15 protein-coding genes are annotated in these 17,518 nt (G+C 56.6%); 8 read left to right on the top strand and 7 right to left on the bottom strand.

The annotated features are described in order from the left end of the window. Positions 1-65 precede the first annotated feature (65 nt). The 3 genes from VIJ98_RS09725 to VIJ98_RS09715 are packed head-to-tail and all read right to left on the bottom strand — an operon-like array spanning position 66 to position 4,188. Positions 66-1,550: an FGGY-family carbohydrate kinase gene (locus VIJ98_RS09725; RefSeq protein WP_323273695.1), complete on the bottom strand. Its 1,485-nt coding sequence runs from the start codon at positions 1,548-1,550 to the stop codon at positions 66-68. A gap of 60 nt (positions 1,551-1,610) precedes the next feature. Next, a complete protein-coding gene (locus VIJ98_RS09720) occupies positions 1,611-2,450 on the bottom strand; it encodes an aldolase (RefSeq protein WP_323273693.1) in 840 nt (279 codons plus the stop codon). After that, entirely contained in the window at positions 2,434-4,188 is a 1,755-nt protein-coding gene (locus VIJ98_RS09715) for a glycerol-3-phosphate dehydrogenase/oxidase (RefSeq protein WP_323273691.1), read from the bottom strand. Before VIJ98_RS09715 ends, VIJ98_RS09720 begins: the two co-directional genes overlap by 17 nt. Positions 4,189-4,405: 217 nt before the next feature. Between VIJ98_RS09715 and VIJ98_RS09710 the strand changes: the two genes are divergently transcribed. The 4 genes from VIJ98_RS09710 (at position 4,406) to VIJ98_RS09695 (ending at position 7,572) form a co-directional block, all read left to right on the top strand. Then, complete coding sequence (locus VIJ98_RS09710) at positions 4,406-4,801, top strand: VOC family protein (RefSeq protein ID WP_179450816.1); 396 nt, start codon at positions 4,406-4,408, stop codon at positions 4,799-4,801. Between the two features lie 32 nt (positions 4,802-4,833). Continuing rightward, a complete protein-coding gene (locus tag VIJ98_RS09705; protein ID WP_258145121.1) occupies positions 4,834-5,346 on the top strand; it encodes an AAA family ATPase in 513 nt (170 codons plus the stop codon). 177 nt (positions 5,347-5,523) lie between these two features. After that, the gene (locus tag VIJ98_RS09700; RefSeq protein ID WP_323273688.1) at positions 5,524-6,786 is read left to right on the top strand and encodes a DUF1479 domain-containing protein; all 1,263 of its coding nucleotides are present in this window, start codon (positions 5,524-5,526) and stop codon (positions 6,784-6,786) included. Positions 6,787-6,828: 42 nt separating this feature from the next. After that, positions 6,829-7,572 carry a DNA-binding transcriptional regulator YciT gene (locus tag VIJ98_RS09695; protein WP_323273687.1) on the top strand — a complete coding sequence of 248 codons (744 nt, stop codon included), beginning with the start codon at positions 6,829-6,831 and terminating at the stop codon, positions 7,570-7,572. Positions 7,573-7,649: 77 nt separating this feature from the next. Here VIJ98_RS09695 and VIJ98_RS09690 read toward each other — a convergent pair whose 3' ends face one another. Genes VIJ98_RS09690 through VIJ98_RS09675 form a run of 4 tightly spaced genes read right to left on the bottom strand, consistent with a single transcriptional unit; the run spans position 7,650 to position 12,661 of the window. Continuing rightward, positions 7,650-8,612 (bottom strand): sugar-binding transcriptional regulator, encoded by a 963-nt coding sequence (locus tag VIJ98_RS09690; RefSeq protein ID WP_323273684.1) that lies wholly within the window; start codon positions 8,610-8,612, stop codon positions 7,650-7,652. Positions 8,613-8,627: 15 nt separating this feature from the next. Further along, entirely contained in the window at positions 8,628-9,566 is a 939-nt protein-coding gene (locus VIJ98_RS09685) for a TIM barrel protein (RefSeq protein WP_323273682.1), read from the bottom strand. A 10-nt stretch (positions 9,567-9,576) separates the two neighbouring features. Beyond that, entirely contained in the window at positions 9,577-11,103 is a 1,527-nt protein-coding gene (locus VIJ98_RS09680) for a glycerol-3-phosphate dehydrogenase (RefSeq protein ID WP_323273680.1), read from the bottom strand. 10 nt (positions 11,104-11,113) lie between these two features. Further along, positions 11,114-12,661, bottom strand: coding sequence for an FGGY-family carbohydrate kinase (locus tag VIJ98_RS09675; RefSeq protein ID WP_323273678.1), 1,548 nt, complete (start codon positions 12,659-12,661; stop codon positions 11,114-11,116). Positions 12,662-13,085: 424 nt separating this feature from the next. Here VIJ98_RS09675 and VIJ98_RS09670 point away from each other — a divergent pair, with 424 nt between their 5' ends. The 4 genes from VIJ98_RS09670 to VIJ98_RS09655 all read left to right on the top strand — a co-directional run bounded on the left by VIJ98_RS09670 (position 13,086) and on the right by VIJ98_RS09655 (position 17,373). Then, a complete protein-coding gene (locus VIJ98_RS09670; RefSeq protein ID WP_323273676.1) occupies positions 13,086-13,739 on the top strand; it encodes a DUF2291 domain-containing protein in 654 nt (217 codons plus the stop codon). Next, entirely contained in the window at positions 13,736-15,274 is a 1,539-nt protein-coding gene (locus tag VIJ98_RS09665) for a sugar ABC transporter ATP-binding protein (RefSeq protein WP_323273674.1), read from the top strand. The genes VIJ98_RS09670 and VIJ98_RS09665 overlap by 4 nt, the downstream gene beginning before the upstream one ends. Positions 15,275-15,296: 22 nt before the next feature. Further along, complete coding sequence (locus tag VIJ98_RS09660; protein WP_323273672.1) at positions 15,297-16,352, top strand: ABC transporter permease; 1,056 nt, start codon at positions 15,297-15,299, stop codon at positions 16,350-16,352. Positions 16,353-16,425: 73 nt separating this feature from the next. Beyond that, positions 16,426-17,373 (top strand): D-ribose ABC transporter substrate-binding protein, encoded by a 948-nt coding sequence (locus tag VIJ98_RS09655; RefSeq protein WP_007888383.1) that lies wholly within the window; start codon positions 16,426-16,428, stop codon positions 17,371-17,373. Positions 17,374-17,518 lie beyond the last annotated feature (145 nt).

Here is a 17,518-nt window from a genome sequence, read left to right as displayed (position 1 = left end):
ACGGATGTCCTTAAGTAGATAAGACAGCCATGATTAGCAGCGAGAGGACAATTAAGCCAGTAAAATCAACCGGCTTCCTGCCACATCTCGCGCATCGCCAACTCCAGCTTCTTAAACACGCGATAACGCGTATCGTGAAACGCAACGCGCTCCGCTCGCGGCAACAGCGCGCCGGGATTGATCTGCACCGCCTGCTGCGCGGCCTCGGCGAGATTACGCCACGCGCCGACGCCCACACCGGCACACAATGCTGCGCCGAGCGCACCGGTTTCTTTGCACTCCGCAACGCGAATCGGTATGTCTAACACGTCAGCAAACATTTGCGGCCAGACGCAACTGCGCGCCGCGCCGCCCGACAAAATGGCCTGCGTAAAAGGGATACCCGCCGCACGCAGGCGATCGATATGCGCCCGATGGGCAAAGGTCACGCCTTCAAACAGCGCGAACAGCATATCGGCGCGCGTATGCCAGCCGCCTAAGCCATAAAACCCGGCTTTGGCCGGTTCTGATTTGCGTCCGGAATAGAGGTAAGGATGATAAAGCGGTAACTGCGCATTGGGTTGCACGTGCGCCACGCTATCGCTGCTGCGCGCCGCGCCTTGACCGCCGCGACCGTCGTCAAATTCACGCAGGAACCAGTCGAGATTCGCCGCCGACGTCGCGCTGGCCTCAATCGCCATGTAACGATCTGACTCAATAATGGAGTTCATAAATACCGGGCGCAGATAATCGGGTTTATCCACTACCACCTGATTGATGCTCCACGTCCCGGCGACAATCGAGGCTTCACCGGTGTTCACCACGCCAGAACCGACGGCGCTGGCCACCACATCAAAGATGCCCGCCACCACCGGAATGCCCGCCGGTAATCCGGTGAGCTGTGCAGCATGTTCTGTGACATGGCCAACCACCTCGCAGGATTCACGCAGTGCGGGCAGCAGGGCGAGTGCCTCTTCGATGCCGTAAAGCGCCATCAATTCACGGCTGTAGCCGCGCGCGCGATAATCAATCAATCCAGCCCCGGCGGCATCCGAAAAATCAGCGCTGATTGCACCACTGAGAAAATGGGCGATAACGTCTTTCGCTAACAGTAAATGGCCGATTTGCGCCCAACATTCGGGTTGATGTTGTTTGATCCAACTGATCAACACTGGCGTTGCCGCTGGCCAGGGTTTTTGCAGCGAAATCGGGTAGATGCGCTTATCCGCGCCGCTCATTTCCAGCGCGTGCACCGTATCACAAGCGCGATGATCGATAGACTGAATACCAAACAGCGGCTGGTGATGCTTATCCAGCGCATACAAACCGTTGCCGTGACCGGCCGCGCCAACCGCAATCACCTCGCTGGCTGGCGTTCCCGCCTGTTGCAGGCAACGGCTCACCGCATCGCAGACGCCATGCCAGATATCCGCCACCGGCCGTTCGGCGTAACCTTCCTGCGGACGATGGGTTTCTCCCGCGCACTCGGCCACCGATAATACGCGACCGTTGAGATCAAACAGCACCGCTTTGATCATGGTGTTTCCGGCATCAATACCGACTATCTTCATATCCGACTCCGTGCAACTGGCGAAGACGGCGCACCGCATAAGCGCCGGTGCAGGTAAGGCTCAACCCTGCTGATAGATTTTCAATGCGTCCGGGCCGCTGGCGCCCTGATGAATAATCGCCATCAGCGCTTTCACCACGCGCGACGGATTATCGTGCTGATAAACATTGCGGCCATACACCATGCCGCTGGCACCTTGCGCCATCAGCGCGGCGCTTTTCGTCAGCACGCCCGCCAGTTCACCTTTGCCACCGCCGCGCACCAGCGTGGGACAGCGCGCCGCTTCCACCACACGATGAAAATCCTCCACGTTCTCAGTGGGATCAGCTTTGATAATATCGGCACCCAACTCACGCGCCAGCCGTACCAGCGGCACAATCTTCTCCACATCGCCCAGCGAGCCGTAAGCTGCGCCTTGCCCGGCGGGAGCCATCACCAGCGGCTCAATCATCAGCGGCATGGCGTAGCGATCGCAGGCCTGACGCAAGCGGCCAATGTTTTCAACGCACATGCGGAAAATGCCCGGTTCATCGGGGATCAGATAGAGATTCACCACTACCGCGGCGGCGTCCATCTGCAACGCGGCAAGGATTGGTTCATCAGGATTGTGCAGCACCGCCCACATTTCCCGGTGACGCGCCGCGTTGTAGGCATTGCCCACATCGGTGCGCATCACCAGCGCCGGTTTACGTCCAGCCACACGCTGCAGCAGATCGGCCTGTCCGTAGTTGACCTGAATCGCATCCGGCTGCGCGGCGATCAGGTTATCCATCACGCCCTCAATATTCTCCAGCCCGATGAGAAAATCGGGCTCGTTGGCGATGCCGTGATCGATGGCGACATCCAGACATTTACCGTGCTGAAACAGCCGTTGCATGCGCACTTTATTGGTTACTAACATGTCGTGTTTCCTCCTGAAAAACTGTGGGATAAAGGCCGGTAAGTCCGTGCAAACGGGCCAGATTGGCGCAGCCGCGCTGCAGCTGCTGCGCACGTTCGCTATCGCTCCAGCCGAGCGTCGCGGCCATGATCTCGGCGATCTCCTGCACCAGCGGCGCGCTAAGTTCACCGCAAATCGCCAGCGAGGTGCGGCGCACCAGCAAATCCTCCAGCTGACAAACCTGTTCATTCTCTATCAGATAACGTAATTCGACATCGCTGTAGGCGGCGTGATGCTGCAACATTTGCTCGCCGTGCTGTTGGATCAGCGCCAGCAGCGGCAGCGCGCGGCTGCCGTAACGTTTGGCGAGCTGCATCACGCGCGGCAGCGGCACGCTATAACGCTGCGCCAGTTGCGCCAGCCACGCGGTTTGTCCTGAAGGTTTGGGGAAGTCACGTCCACCGCCAATCGGCACATCGCCGCTCGATACCTGACGTTTTTCACCGAGCAGGCGCAGTACACGATCCGCCGCCTCTTCACCGAACTGACGGAAGGTGGTCCATTTGCCGCCGACTAAACAGAGCGTGCTCCAGGCGCGATTCGCGTCAGCTGGCAGCACCACTAACGAATGATTACGTGAGATTTGTCCGTTAAGTTTGGCCTCGCTGGCGGGCAGCGGACGAACGCCGCAGAAGGTATACACGATGGAGGAATCCGCCACCTCGATATGCGGAAAGACGAAACGCAGTGACTCAAGGATGTAATCCTTTTCCTCCTCTTCGCACACCACCGCGTCAGGATCGTCCACGCGGATATCGGTTGAACCCACCAGCACCTTGCCGAACCATGGGAACATGATGCAGACACGGCCTTCCTGGTTCTCGAAATAGACCATTTCGCCATCCAGCATATGCAGCAATTCGGGGTGATTGAGGATCAGATGCGATCCTTTGGTGCCGCCAATCAGCTTTGGCAGATCGCGGCTGGAGGTGATGCGTTGGTTAAGCTGGTCGATCCAGGCGCCACCGGCATTCACCAGCACATGCGGTTGCAGGCTGAAGCGCTCGCCGCTCAACGCATCCTGCAAAATTACGGTTTCTCCCTCAGCGCTGACCAGCTGTAAATAATTGAGCGCCAGCGCCTCTGGACAGGCTTTTTCGGCATCATCAATCAACTCGAATCCCAGTCGTTCCGGTGCGCTGATCCAGGCATCGTAATAGCTGGCGCTGTATTTCACCCAGGGCGCGAATCCCGGCCAACGATCGCGCGTGGCGGCTTCATTGCGCACCTGATGCTTCGGCATCGATCCGTATTGGCGGGTGTAGATGTCATACAGGCTGAGCCCGGTTTTAATCAGCAGCGCACCACGTCGTGTCGGTTTATCGCTCAGGCGTAGAAAACGGCGCGTGGCATTCACTAAGCCACCAGCGAGATTATCGATTGGCACCGTGGTACGTAAGGGAAACACATAATGCGAGGCATTTTTCAGCAGGCGGTCGCGCTCGGTGACCGACTCTTTGACCAGCGTGAACTCACCGGTTTCCAGGTAACGTAAACCGCCATGAATCATGCGCGACAGCGCACCGCTGGCGGCCTGGCACCAGTCGCCTTTTTCCACCAGAATTGCCGGAATGCCCTGCAACGCCAGCTCGCGAAATGTACTGATGCCGTTGATGCCGCCGCCGACAATCAACACCGGTGTCGACGAACGCAAGCGCAGGGCGCTCAGGCGTTGTTCGCGGGTTTTGATGTTATCCATGAGATGCTCCAGATCCAGTACGCCAGGATGAGATCGTAGTCGCTGGAGAAGTGCTGAAGGATGAAAGGTGAAGGAATTGTTAATTCGATGAGTCGTAGTTGTGATTTCGTTCACTTAAATGGTGTTTAATAGACGGCGGGATTTGAAGTGTGTGAAAGGTTTAAATGCAAAAAAATACTTATCAGAGCATGGCCGTATTTTACTAAGGAGTAATAGCATGAGAACGCAAAAGCGCTGTATGGGATATGTGGCAATTGTCGTGGATGATTATGACCGCGCCATTGAATATTACACTCAGAAGCTGGGATTCCATTTAATTGAAGATACACCTCAACCCGGTAAGCGATGGGTTGTCGTGAACCCTAATCCGCAAAGTGATTGCAATCTATTACTCGCTCAGGCTTCCAATGATCGACAGAAAGAATCTATCGGAAATCAATGCGGTGGCCGCGTATTTCTGTTTTTACAAACCGATGACTTCTGGCGTGACTATAACCAGATGAAAGCTAATGGCGTTACTTTCAGTGAAGAGCCGCGCGAAGAAGAATACGGCACAGTGGTCGTGTTCGAAGATATATACGGTAACCGCTGGGATCTTTATCAGAATAAATAATCATAACGACCGGTGTGACAAGGAATTAATGAATGCTCATCACTTTTAGCGGATTACCCGGCACCGGCAAAAGCACCATTGCGCGGTTATTAGCGCAGCAGATCGGCGCGGTGTATTTACGCGTCGATACCATCGAACAGGCGCTGCGATCGGGTGAAGAGAGCGAGAAAGCCATCGGGCCGGAAGGGTATTTCGTCATCTACGGATTGGCGCGCGATAATCTGCTGCTCGGTTCCACCGTCATCACCGACTCGGTTAACGACCTGCAACTGATCCGCAATGCTTATCGCGATATCGCCTTATTAAGCGACTCGCCGCTGCTGGAAGTCGAAGTGATCTGTTCCGATCGTAACAAACATCGCTTTCGTGTCGAAAATCGCGCGTCCGATATTAAAGGTTTGAAGCTGCCGGATTGGCAGGCAGTTGAACAGCGCGAATATCAAGCCTGGGAACGTGATCATTTGCAGCTTGATAGCGCAATGCTGTCGGCGCAGCAGTGCGTGGATGCCATTCTGCAAGCGCTACCGAAAACGTCAAAATCCTGATCTTTGAGTGGTGGCGTTCAACTCGCCGCCACTTTCATCTGAAAGCTATTTTCAACCTTAATGTGATCAACCTCCGGATTCGGCGCTTGTGGCATTGTTTATTGCTGCGCATTTGTTATGAATGAAGTGTAATTTAGTTTCGAATGAAACAAACAAGTTAACGAATCGGAGCATGTCATGAATAATACTTTCACTTCATTGCAACAACCTGATGATTTCAAACAAAACGTTCGTCTGATGAAAAGCGTGCTGAGAGAGCAGATCGGTGATGTCGAAGGTCTGTTTGAACAAGTCAGAAGCAAAATCGTCAGCGAAATTGCCGCCGCTCGTGCGGAAGAGGCGCAAAACGGCAGCGCGTGGCCGCAGGTCAGTCAGCAGGATATTGCGGCGGGACGCATCAGCGATGAGGTGAAGGATCATATCCGTCGACGCGGTTGTGTGGTGGTGAAACAGACTTTTCCGCGCGAACAGGCGCTGGCGTGGGATGAGTCGATGCTTAAGTACCTCGATGACAACGATTTTGACAATGTCTATAAAGGGCCGGGCGATAACTTCTTCGGCAACCTGGATGCGTCACGCCCGGAAATCTATCCGATTTACTGGAGCGATGCGCAGATGTCAGCGCGCCAAAGCGATGCCATGGCCCAGACGCAATCTTTCCTCAATCGCTTGTGGAGGTTTGAGTCACGCGGCACACGCTGGTTTGAACCTGACGTCAGCATTATTTATCCCGATCGTATTCGCCGCCGCTTGCCTGGCACCACCTCCAAAGGCCTCGGTGCGCACACCGATTCAGGCGCGCTGGAGCGTTGGTTATTGCCGGCGTATCAGCAGGTGTTCAGCAAAATTTTCACCAACCAGTTTGATCAATACGATCCCTGGGATGCGGCGCATCGCACCGAAGTGAATGAGTATCAATCGGGCACCACCACCAAGTGTTCGGTATTCCGTACCTTCCAGGGCTGGACTGCGCTGTCGGACATGCAGATTGGTCAGGGCTTGCTGCATGTGGTGCCGGTGCCGGAAGCGATGGCCTATTTGTTACTGCGTCCGTTATTGAAAGATGTGCCGGAAGATGAGCTGTGCGGCGTTGGGCCGGGCAAAGTGTTGCCGGTATCAGCGCAGTGGCATCCGGAACTGATTGACGGCTTGTGTTCGATTCCCGCGTTGCAAGCCGGTGATTCGGTATGGTGGCACTGCGATGTGATCCATGCGGTCGCGCCAGTAGAGGATCAGCAAGGCTGGGGCAATGTGATGTACATTCCCGCCGCGCCGCTATGCGAGAAAAATGCCGCCTACGCGACCAAAGTGGCGCAAGCGCTGGCCACCGGTGCATCGCCAGGCGATTTCCCGCAGGAGGATTATGAAACGCAGTGGCGCGATCGCTTCACCCTCGATGCGTTAAATGCCCATGGTCGCCGCAGTCTGGGATTGGGCTAAATTTCTGGTAAGCTTGACAAAAATTTCACAGCAGCGGGTGTTATGAACGCACGTCATCAGCAGATTATCCAATTGGTTAGCGAGCGCGGCAGCGTCAGCGTTAATGAGCTGGCGCACACCACCGGTGTCTCGGAAGTAACCGTTCGTCAGGATCTCAATCTCCTCGAGAAAGGCGGCTTTCTGCGCCGCGTGCACGGTTCTGCCGTGGCACCAGAAAGTGATGACGTCGGCGCGCGTATGCAAACCCGCTTCGCGGTGAAAAAGCGATTGGCCGAATACGCAGCGTCGCTGGTGAACAGCGGTGAAACGGTGTTTATCGAAGGCGGCAGCACCAACGCCTTACTGGCGCGTGAACTGAGTGAACGCAACGACATCACCATTATTACCGTGAGCCATTACATCGCCGGATTGCTGCGCGAAAAGGGCGGCGATGTGATCATCCTTGGCGGCCTGTTCCAGAAAAGCAGTGAATCGGTGGTGGGGCCGCTGACGCGTTTGTGTATTCAGCACCTCAATTTCCACAAGGCGTTCATCGGCATTGATGGCTGGGATGCAGTCACCGGCTTTACCGGCCGCGATATGCTGCGCTGTGACGTGGTCAACGCCATCATGGAAAAACCCACGCACACCATCGCGTTGACGGATTCCTCTAAGTTTGGCCAGATTCATCCTTTTGCGCTGGCACCGCTTCAGCCGTTTAAACAGCTGATCACCGATGCCGAACTGGAGGCAAGCTATCTAAAAACGCTGCGCGAGAAGGGCGTGGAAGTGAGTGTGGTTTCGTAGGAAAACCAGGTGCGCATGAATGCGCACCCTACGAAATCCGTGCTCGCTGTCGTAGGGTCGCCATTTATGGTGACCCATTAATTTGATAAACCCACCAACGACTGCGCCGTCACTTCATCCGTGATCAAACCGGTCACCAGACCGCTGGCCAGCACGGCGCGAATCGCAGCAACTTTACTGGCGCCGCCCGCCAGGGCGACAATCTCTGCGCGATGCGAAAGATCGAGATCCACCGACAAGGTGCGTGCCGTCAGGTTGGTGTGAATCATCTGCCCGTTGGCATCGAAGAAGTGGCCCAGCAGTTCGCCGACCGCTCCGGATGAGGAGATATCATTGATCTCCGCTTCATCAATCATGCCGGCTTCAACCAGCTGAGCGGCAGGTTCGACGGTGCCAATGCCCACCAGTTTGACTTCACTCTGCGCCGCCATGGCAAATACCTCGCTCACACCGCGCTGCGCCAGCAACACTTCACGATCTTCCTGAGTATTCGCAAAGAAAGGCACAGGCATCATGTAAGCCTGCGCACCGGTTTTCTCGGCGATGCGATGCATGACGTCGTGGGGATTGAGCGCATAGTTGCGGGTTAAACAGCCGAGCAGCGAGACAAAGCGCATATGCGGCGCATCAATACGCGGCAATTTGTGGATGGCGGCGGAAAGGGTGCGGCCGTGCCCCAGACCTAGCGTGGTAGAAGGCGACGCGGTGAGCAGGTTACGCAGATAATCCGCGCCCGCCATACCCAACGCACGCACCGGCAAGCCTTCTTCACCGAGATCGGGCGCGACATGACAGAAGTTAAGCGCGAATTTCGCCCGCAGCCGATCTTCTAATGCGACGCAGGCGACAATATCGCCATCGATAGACACCTTCACCGCACCTTCCGCCACCATGCGCGCAATCATGCGGTGCGTTTTCACCGACGGCAGCCCAAGTCGTTTCGCCACTTCCGCCTGCGTTAAACCGCCGACGTAGTGCAGCCAGGCGGCGCGCAGCGCCAGAGATTCGTCGCGTTCAGTCGAGGTTGGTGCCGGTTTCATTATTTATACGTCCTGTTAATTAGACAAATGCAGATCCTGCACGCCGGTATCAATATGTCCGGCCCAGAAGGCGACGCTTTCGGCGATCTCAGCCACCACATTGCTGTCGGTTGGCTCGCGCTCTTTAAAGCTCAGTTCAAGGCAGATCTCATTATCCTGCGCGCCGCCGCGCGCCAGCGCGTCTAGCAGCGGCTGCGGCTGAATGCGGCCGCCGGCATTGTACTGCAATGTAAAAGGTCTGTGTCCGCCTTTATCCAGCATGCTCTGTTTAATATGGATAATCGGAGAATAACGCGGCACCGCTTCCGCCCACGCATAGGGATCGTAATCGCGCGGATCGGCGGAGGTAACATCACCGTGATCGATATCCGCCATCATCCACATCGGCAGCGCCATCGAGGCTTCGCTCAAACGCTGCTGCAGCGCTAAACAGGCCGGAATGGTTTCACCAAACTCGCGGCCCACGCTCATCGGCTCCCAAAACAGGTATTTCAGTCCGGCGGTTTTAGCGTGTTCGGCAACGTCGGCCCAGCAATCAATGGCGATATCGATCAGTGCTTCGCGGCGCGCAACATCGTTGAAATCCTGTTGAGTAAAGATGGCGAACTGCGATCCCACCGAGTCGCCACCCAGTTCAGCGGTGATATCGGCGAAGGTTTTAAACCAGTCAACGTAATAGCGGCGCACTTCAACATCAGGATGGCCAAAATGGTTGAGTCGACCATACGGCCCGGTCATGCCGGAGGTGACGCGCACGCCGGTGGCGCGCTGCGCTTGCTGCATCAGGCGCGTCATGCGTGTGATGGTCGCAGCGGCCCAGCTGGGATTGATGAATTCATGGGTGAGCTGCAAATCACGGATGCGGATCTGCTGCGCCACGGTGTGAATCAAATCCTGCGGATCGGCAAAGCGATTTACCAGTGGATTGGTATTCAGTGACAGCGTTAACGGCATGATTCACCTCTTATCCGGCATGCGCACGCAGCGGCGCGGGAGTAGCAAAGGTAGCGTTGAACCATTGGGTGAAAGCCTGTTGCTGCGCGTCATCGAGGTGCAATTTATGCTTGGTGCGACGCCACAACACATCCTCAGCCTGTTGCGCCCACTCGTTTTCCACCAGATAACGCACTTCGGCTTCATACAGTTGCCCACCAAAATGACGGCCAAGATCGCCCAGCGCATTGGCATGACCGATCAACTTATCGATACGCGTGCCATACAGCCGCGCATAGTGTTTGCGCAGCGGCTGCGGCAGCCACGGCCAGCGCGCTTTAACCTGCTCTAAGAAGCTGTCGAAATCGGCGTGTGGCATATCGCCGCCCGGTAAGGTGGCACCACGCGTCCAGTCCGCGCCCATGTTGGGGAAGAACGGTGCCAGCTTCTGAATGGCGTGTTCAGCCAGCTTGCGGAAGGTGGTGATCTTGCCGCCAAACACATGCAGCAGCGGGGCGTTTTGCTGATCGTCGAGGTCAAACACGTAATCACGGGTCACCGCCGATGGATTGCCCTTGCCGTCATCAAACAGCGGACGCACGCCAGAGAAGCGCGTGATCACATCGCTGGCGCGCAGTTTCACCTTGAAGTAGCGATTTACCACATCGATCAGGTATTGCTGTTCGCTGTCGTCGGCGGTGACCGCTTCCGCTTTACCTTGCCACGGAATATCGGTGGTGCCGATCAGCGCTTTATCGCCTTCATACGGATTGATAAAAATCACCCGCTTGTCGGTGTTCTGCACCAGATACGCCTGCTGGCCTTCCCAGAATTTCGGCACGATGATGTGCGAGCCTTTGACCAGCCGCACGTTGCGACTGCTTTTGGTGTGAGTCACCTGATTAACGATATCCAGCACCCACGGCCCGGCAGCGTTAACCAGCACTTTGGCAAACACGGTGCGCGAGGTGCCGCTGGCATCCTGCAGGGTGATTTCCCACTTACCGTTATGACGCGTCGCCGCCACGCAGCAGGTGCGCGGCAGAATGGTGGCACCACGCTCGGCGGCATCCAGCGCATTCAGCGTCACCAGCCGCGCATCATCCACCCAGCAATCGGAGTATTCGAATCCTTTGCTGTAGTTATCCAGCAGTGGCGCACCTTCAGGATCGCGCGATAAATCCAGCGAACGTGTGCCCGGCAGTTTCTGACGGCCGCCAAGGTGGTCATAGAGAAACAGGCCGAGACGCACCAGCCACGCCGGGCGATCGGTTGGACTGTGCGGCAACACAAACCGCATCGGCCAGATGATATGTGGCGCGGCGTTGAGCAGCACTTCGCGCTCGATCAGCGCCTCACGCACCAGACGAAACTCGTAATACTCCAGATAACGTAACCCGCCGTGCACCAGCTTGCCGGAGCGCGATGAGGTGCCCTGCGCGAGGTCATCTTTCTCACACATCATCACCGACAAGCCGCGACCGGCGGCGTCACGCGCGATACCCGCACCGTTGATACCGCCGCCAATCACAAACAGATCCAGCATGTGTTCACTCATGATTTACTCCTTAAAACTGTTTTAGCGCGTGCCAGGCGGCAGGAAGATCGTTACGCATCTGCTGATAGGTGGGGAACAGCTGGTTGTAGCGCTGCATCAGTTCACTAGCTGGCGCTTCGGGCGCATCCAGCAGCGGCATCACCCAGGTTTTGACGCAGCTCTCCATCGACGGATAGGCGCCAATCGCCACCGCCGCCATCATCGCGGCACCGGCCGCTCCGGCTTCGTCGCGCTGGCTGATGCGCACCGGCGCACCAATACAGGCCGACAAAATCTGGCGTAGCGGCTGCGAACGCACCGCGCCGCCGGTTAAACGGATTTCCCCCGGCAAACTGCCCATCGCCTGATAGCAATCGCGCGCCGCAAAACCGATGCCTTCGATCACCGCTCTCACCAGATCGCCAAAGTTGTGGGTGTAACTCAGGCCGGTAAAGCTGGCGCGCGCCTCGGCATTGACGAACGGCCCGCGTTCACCGGCAATTGAGATATAAGGGTGATAGAGCAGGCTGCCGGGCTTGGCCGCGTTGAGCCAGCGATCAATATGTCCCACCAAGCGGGCATGATCGATTTCGCAACCAAAGCTGTTGAGCAGATCGCTGGCCAGATTCAGTAGCCAGTCGAGGTTGAGTGTTGATGCCATATTGGTTTGCACCTGGGTGACATAGCCCGGCCACGGCAGTGGAATCACGTAGCCGGTTTGCGCCGGATTCAGCCACACCTCATCGATGGTGACGCTGCGCAGATGCACGCCGGTCGATCCGACAATCGAGCATGCGGTATTGGCTTCCCCGGTATGCACGCCAGCGCCAAGCGCGGTCATCGCCATATCGACATAGCCGAGACAGATTGGCGTGCCGGCCCGTAAACCGGTGGCCTGCGCGGCTTCAGCGGTTAATGGATGCGTGGTTTCCGTGCCTTCGATAATTTCCGGTAGCAGATGGCGACGCTGTTCCAGCCCCAGCGCGGCAATCACCTGATCGTCATAACGCTGGTGGCGGAAGTTGCCAAAGGTAAAGCTTGCCTCGGAAGGATCGGTGGCGCGAATACCAGTGAGATTGAGGTAAAGCCAATCTTTGCAGTGCAGCGCCACTTCGCTGTGGGCTAACAGCTCGGGAAAGAAGTGATCCATGTGCGCCAGCTGCGATCCCTGCTGACAAGTGTTGAGTCCGGTGCCGGTCGCGCTAAAGCGTGCGGCAGCTAACGGATGTTGATTGAGTTTTTCAACCGTCGGTGCCGCGCGCGCATCTAACCAGATCCACGCATCGCCGACCGGCTGGTTATTGGCACCCACCAGCCAGCTGCCGTCGCCTTGAGCAGTGACAGCCACCGCGACAACCCGCGCGGCGAGATTGTCGACCCGCTCGCCCAGTTTACGTATCGCGGTGACCGCATCCTGCCAGGTTTGGCTCATTGACTGCTGCGCTGCACCGCCTTCGCTGCGGTAATAACTGTTACGCACCGATGCGCATGCCAGTTGCGTGCCTTCCAGATCAAACGCCACCGCTTTAACCACCGAGGTGCCGGAATCCAGACCCAGAATGATATCGCCACTATCCACGTACACCTCCGAAAGAAGAAGAGTTCTGTTCATCGCCGTGATCACCGGAAAGGTGTTAATGGGCTGTGATGAATTTGCTAAATAATGTCTTACACCACTTCTCACTGAGATAACATATCATCTGTATTATTTTTCGATAAAACCAATAAATTTCACTTCGGATAGCGAAGCAGATCACGGATTAGGTGGTAAAACCTCACAAGAAGAAATGAGATATCACGGCGAAAAGGCTTACATGGCGGGGTTTAATGCGCTTTGTGACGAGGCCGACATCAAATAAGCGATCCAGATCGCTCTCCTGAAAAAATTGCGCGCCACCTGTTGACAATTTAGTCACATCAGCACAATTCTCATCACACAAGTTATCACATTTATAACATTATCGGCGCGATTATCGCAGCTGATGTCAGTGAGAGGTCACGTTATGTCCGATGTCTCAATTCAGGCCCAGCAAATTTCCCGCAAGCGCGTTCGGCGCTACGCCGCCATCGGCGCAGTGGTGATCGCGGTTATCGCGGCGATGGCGCTCGACACCAAGGTGGTAAAAATTGGCTCCGCCGATGATGCGCAGGAGCAGGGATTCTCGCCGGACAGTTACGGCCAGAAAACCTTCCCAACCATTCAGCAGGATGTTGAATCACGCGCGGTAGAGGCCAAAACGTTAGCCGATGCGCTGCAAGCGAATCAGCAGGAAGCGGTGCAGAAGTATGGCGTTGGCGCGCCGCTGCCGGTGTTCGCTGTTAAGTTATCAGGCGTGGTGCAAGCGGGGCAGATGGGCATCTTTCCGCTGAAAATCGACGGATTACCGGGAGATATGCAGGTGCGGCTGCAAACCGGTCCGGCGATTACTGGCACCGATCTGCGTGACGCCAACGGTAAGATTCAGTTCGGCGATTTCACTAACCAAATCGAGTATCAAAATGCCGGTTCGGCGATCAATCGCGCGATGAAAAGCGCGGTGCTCGACAAGCTGGATCGTGATGCGTTACCGGGTAAAACCGTGCAGGTGGTTGGCGTGTTCCGTTTGCTCAACGCGAAGAACTGGATGGTGACGCCGGTCAGCATGGAGGTGAAATGAAACCGTTCAACCTCAATCCCGCCTTGCTGAAAGGCGAAGTGATTCTGCAGGCGCGCAACGTCAGCAAAGTGTACGGCTCCACGCACGCGCTGAAGGGCGTCAATTTCGAAATTCGTCGTGGCGAAGTGACCACGCTGTTTGGTGAAAACGGCGCGGGTAAATCGACGCTGATGAAAATTTTGTCTGGCGTGATTACGCCAACAACCGGGGAAATCTTATTAAACGGCGAGGAGAAGACCTTTCGATCCGCCACCGAAGCGCGTGACTGCGGCATCTCGATTATCCATCAGGAGTTGAATCTCGCGCCAAATATGAACGTGCGCGACAACATCTTTATGGGCCGCGAAATCATGAAGCCGGGCGGCGTCGATTATGCCGAAGAGGCGCGCGTGACGGCGCACCTGATGGCAGCGCTGGAGGAGGAGATTGATCCGCTAACGCCAGTGGAAAACCTGCGTCTGGGCCAACAGCAGATTGTGGAGATTGCGCGCGCGCTGTCGGTCAATTCGCAGATTCTGATCATGGATGAACCGACCTCAGCCCTGAGCGCAGCAGAAGTGGCGGTGCTGTTCCAGGTGATCCGTGATTTAACCAGCCAGGGCGTGGCGATTGTCTATATCTCGCATCATCTCGAAGAGGCGCTGGAGATTACCGATCGCGCGGTGGTGCTGCGCGATGGCGTGATGACCGCCTACGCCAAACGCGATGAGATCGATCTCGAATGGATCGTGCGCAACATGGTCGGCGATCACTTTGATCTGGGATCGCCGCCGCAGGGTTACGACTTCGGGCTGCCGGCGCTGACGGTGAAAGATCTGACATTGAAAAGCAAAACCGGCATTCGGCTGGTGGACAACTTATCGCTGGCGGTGCAAGCCGGCGAGATCGTCTGCATTTACGGGCTGATGGGCGCGGGGCGCACCGAACTGCTGGAGTGCATCGCCGGACGTCTGCATCAAAGCAGCGGCCATATTCTGCTGCAGGATACCGATATCTCCGGACTGACCATTTCACAACGCATTCAAATTGGGCTGGCGCTGGTACCAGAAGATCGGCAGCGCGATGGCCTGGTACAAACCATGTCGGTGGGTGAAAACCTGTCGCTCGCCAGCATCGGCGACTTTGTGCGTGGGCTGGTGCTCTCCAGAAGCCGCGAAAAACAGCTGGTTAACGACAGCATTCGCAACGTGACGGTGAAAACCGCCGGTGGCGACGCGGCGATTGGTTCGCTCTCCGGCGGCAATCAGCAAAAAGTGGTGATCGGCAAAATGCTCGCCACCCGTCCCAAAGTGATTCTGCTGGATGAGCCGAGCCGTGGCATTGATATCGGCGCTAAAGCGGAAGTGTTTCGCCTGCTGGCGGAGAACGCCAAAAAGGGGCTGGCGGTGGTGTATACCACCTCGGAAGTGGGCGAATGCCTGAGTATTGCGCATCGCATTGTGGTGATGAGCAAAGGGCGCATCTCCGCCATCTTCGACGCAAGCGTCAGTAAAGAACGCATTATGGCCGCTTCAGGCGAGTCTCTGGTGGCATGACATGAAAAGTGGAGCAAAAGGTATGACTGACAGAACCCAAACGCTGGATACGCCGCCGGTGGTAAACAAGAAAAAAAGCGACAAGCAGCTGAATTTGGCGCGCCTGCTGCTGGAAGGGCGCGCGTTCATCGCACTGCTGGTGATTATCGCCACCTTCTCAATGTTGTCGCCTAACTACTTTACCGGCGCCAACTTCCTCACCATGGCATCGCACGTGGCGATTTTCGGTCTGCCGGCGATCGGCATGCTGTTGGTGATCCTCAACGGCGGCATTGATTTATCGGTGGGCTCTACGCTCGGTCTCGCCGGGGTAATGGCCGGATTTATGATGCAGGGCATCAACCTGGAAGCGCTCGGCGTGGTGCTCTATCTGCCGGTGTGGGCGGTGGCGATTTTGACGCTGGTGGTCGGCGCGCTGGTGGGATTAGTCAACGGCGTACTGATTGCCTGGTTCCGCGTTCCGGCATTCGTCGCCACGCTCGGCACCATGTATGTGGCGCGCGGCATTGCGCTGCTGATCACCAACGGCCTGACCTACAACAAACTCTCAGGCAGCGAAGCGCTGGGAAATACCGGCTTCGACTGGCTCGGCTTTAATCGCATCTTCAATATCCCGGTTGGCGTGCTGGTGCTGGGCGTGGTGGCGCTGGCATGTGGTTTCCTGCTCAGCCGCTCGGCGTTTGGTCGCTGGCTGTACGCTTCGGGTGGTAACGAACGCGCGGCCGACCTGTCGGGTGTGCCGGTGAAGCGCATCAAAATCAGCGTCTATGTGTTGTCTGGCGTCTGCGCCGCACTCGCCGGGCTGGTGCTCTCCTCACAGCTCACCTCGGCGGGCCCAACCGCCGGTACCACCTATGAACTGACCGCGATTGCGGCGGTGGTGATCGGTGGCGCGGCGCTGACCGGTGGACGCGGCAACGTGCGCGGTACGCTGCTTGGCGCGTTCGTGATTGGTTTTCTCTCTGATGGCCTGGTGATTATCGGCGTCTCTGCTTACTGGCAGACGGTGTTCACTGGTGCCGTGATCGTGCTGGCGGTATTGCTCAACACCCTGCAATACGGACGGCGCGCTCGCTAACTCACGCGCGCTGTTTCAGCAGCGCGCGGATATCCGTAAAACCTGTACCCCATATAATAACGGAGCACCAACTATGTTCACTAAACGTCTCTTCATCGCGGCCGCAGCTATGGCCATCACCACTTTTGCTGCACCCACCTGGGCAGATAACGGGTTAATGACGATTATCGTTAACGATCCTTCCAACCCTTACTGGCTGACGGAAGGTCAGGTGGCGCAGAAAGCCGCTGAAAAGCTGGGCTACAGCGCCAAAGTCAGCGCGCACAAGGGCGATACCAATACTGAAAGCCAGCTGATTGATACGGCGATTACCAATAAATCGAAAGCGATTATTCTCGACCCGGCTAACGCCGATGGCTCGGTCGGCTCGGTGAAAAAAGCCATCGCCGCCAATATTCCGGTGTTTATCATCAACGCCGAACTGAATCAGAGCGGGCTCGCCAAAGCGCAGCTGGTATCAAACAACGCGCAGGGCGCGGCGGTTGGCGCGATGGAGTGGGTGAAGCAGGTGGGCGATACCGCGAACTATGTCGAGCTGGTTGGCCCGCCGTCGGATAATAACGCCGCCACCCGCGCCAACGGTTTTGACACCGTGCTGACGCAATATCCCACGCTGAAGAAAGTAGGCCAGGAAGTGGCTAACTGGGACCGTACACAGGGCTTTAATAAAATGCAGTCGCTGCTGCAGGCCAATCCCAACATCAAAGGTGTGATCAGCGGCAATGACGAAATGGCGCTGGGCGCGATCGCTGCGCTGAAAGAAGCTGGCAAACTGAATCAGATCAAAGTCGGCGGTTTTGACGGTTCACCGGATGCGGTCGACGCCGTGAAAGCCGGTACGCTGGCTTACACCGTGATGCAGCCAGTGGCGCAGTTCGCGCAGAAAGCGGTAGAGCAGGCGGATAGCTTCCTGAAAACCGGCAAAACCGGAGCAGCCTCCGAGAAGCAGCTGTTTGACTGCATCCTGATCACCAAAGAGAACGCCGGTAACTTTGCTTCACCGTTTGTTCTGAAGCAGTAAATAAACCAGGTCGCCATAAATGGCGACCCTACAGAAAATATCGCGCTATGTAGGGTCGCCATTTATGGCGACCTCAGCATTTGCCAAAACCCGTTTTAAACGCTGTAATGAGTGCCGAACCCGCTTTCCGCTTCACTTTCCCGGA

It is taken from the genome of Pantoea sp. S18 (assembly GCF_045689705.1).
GTDB classification, from domain to species: domain Bacteria; phylum Pseudomonadota; class Gammaproteobacteria; order Enterobacterales; family Enterobacteriaceae; genus Pantoea; species Pantoea symbiotica.
Note: the sequence above shows the minus strand (reverse complement) of the source record. Positions and strands in the feature narration are given on the sequence as shown.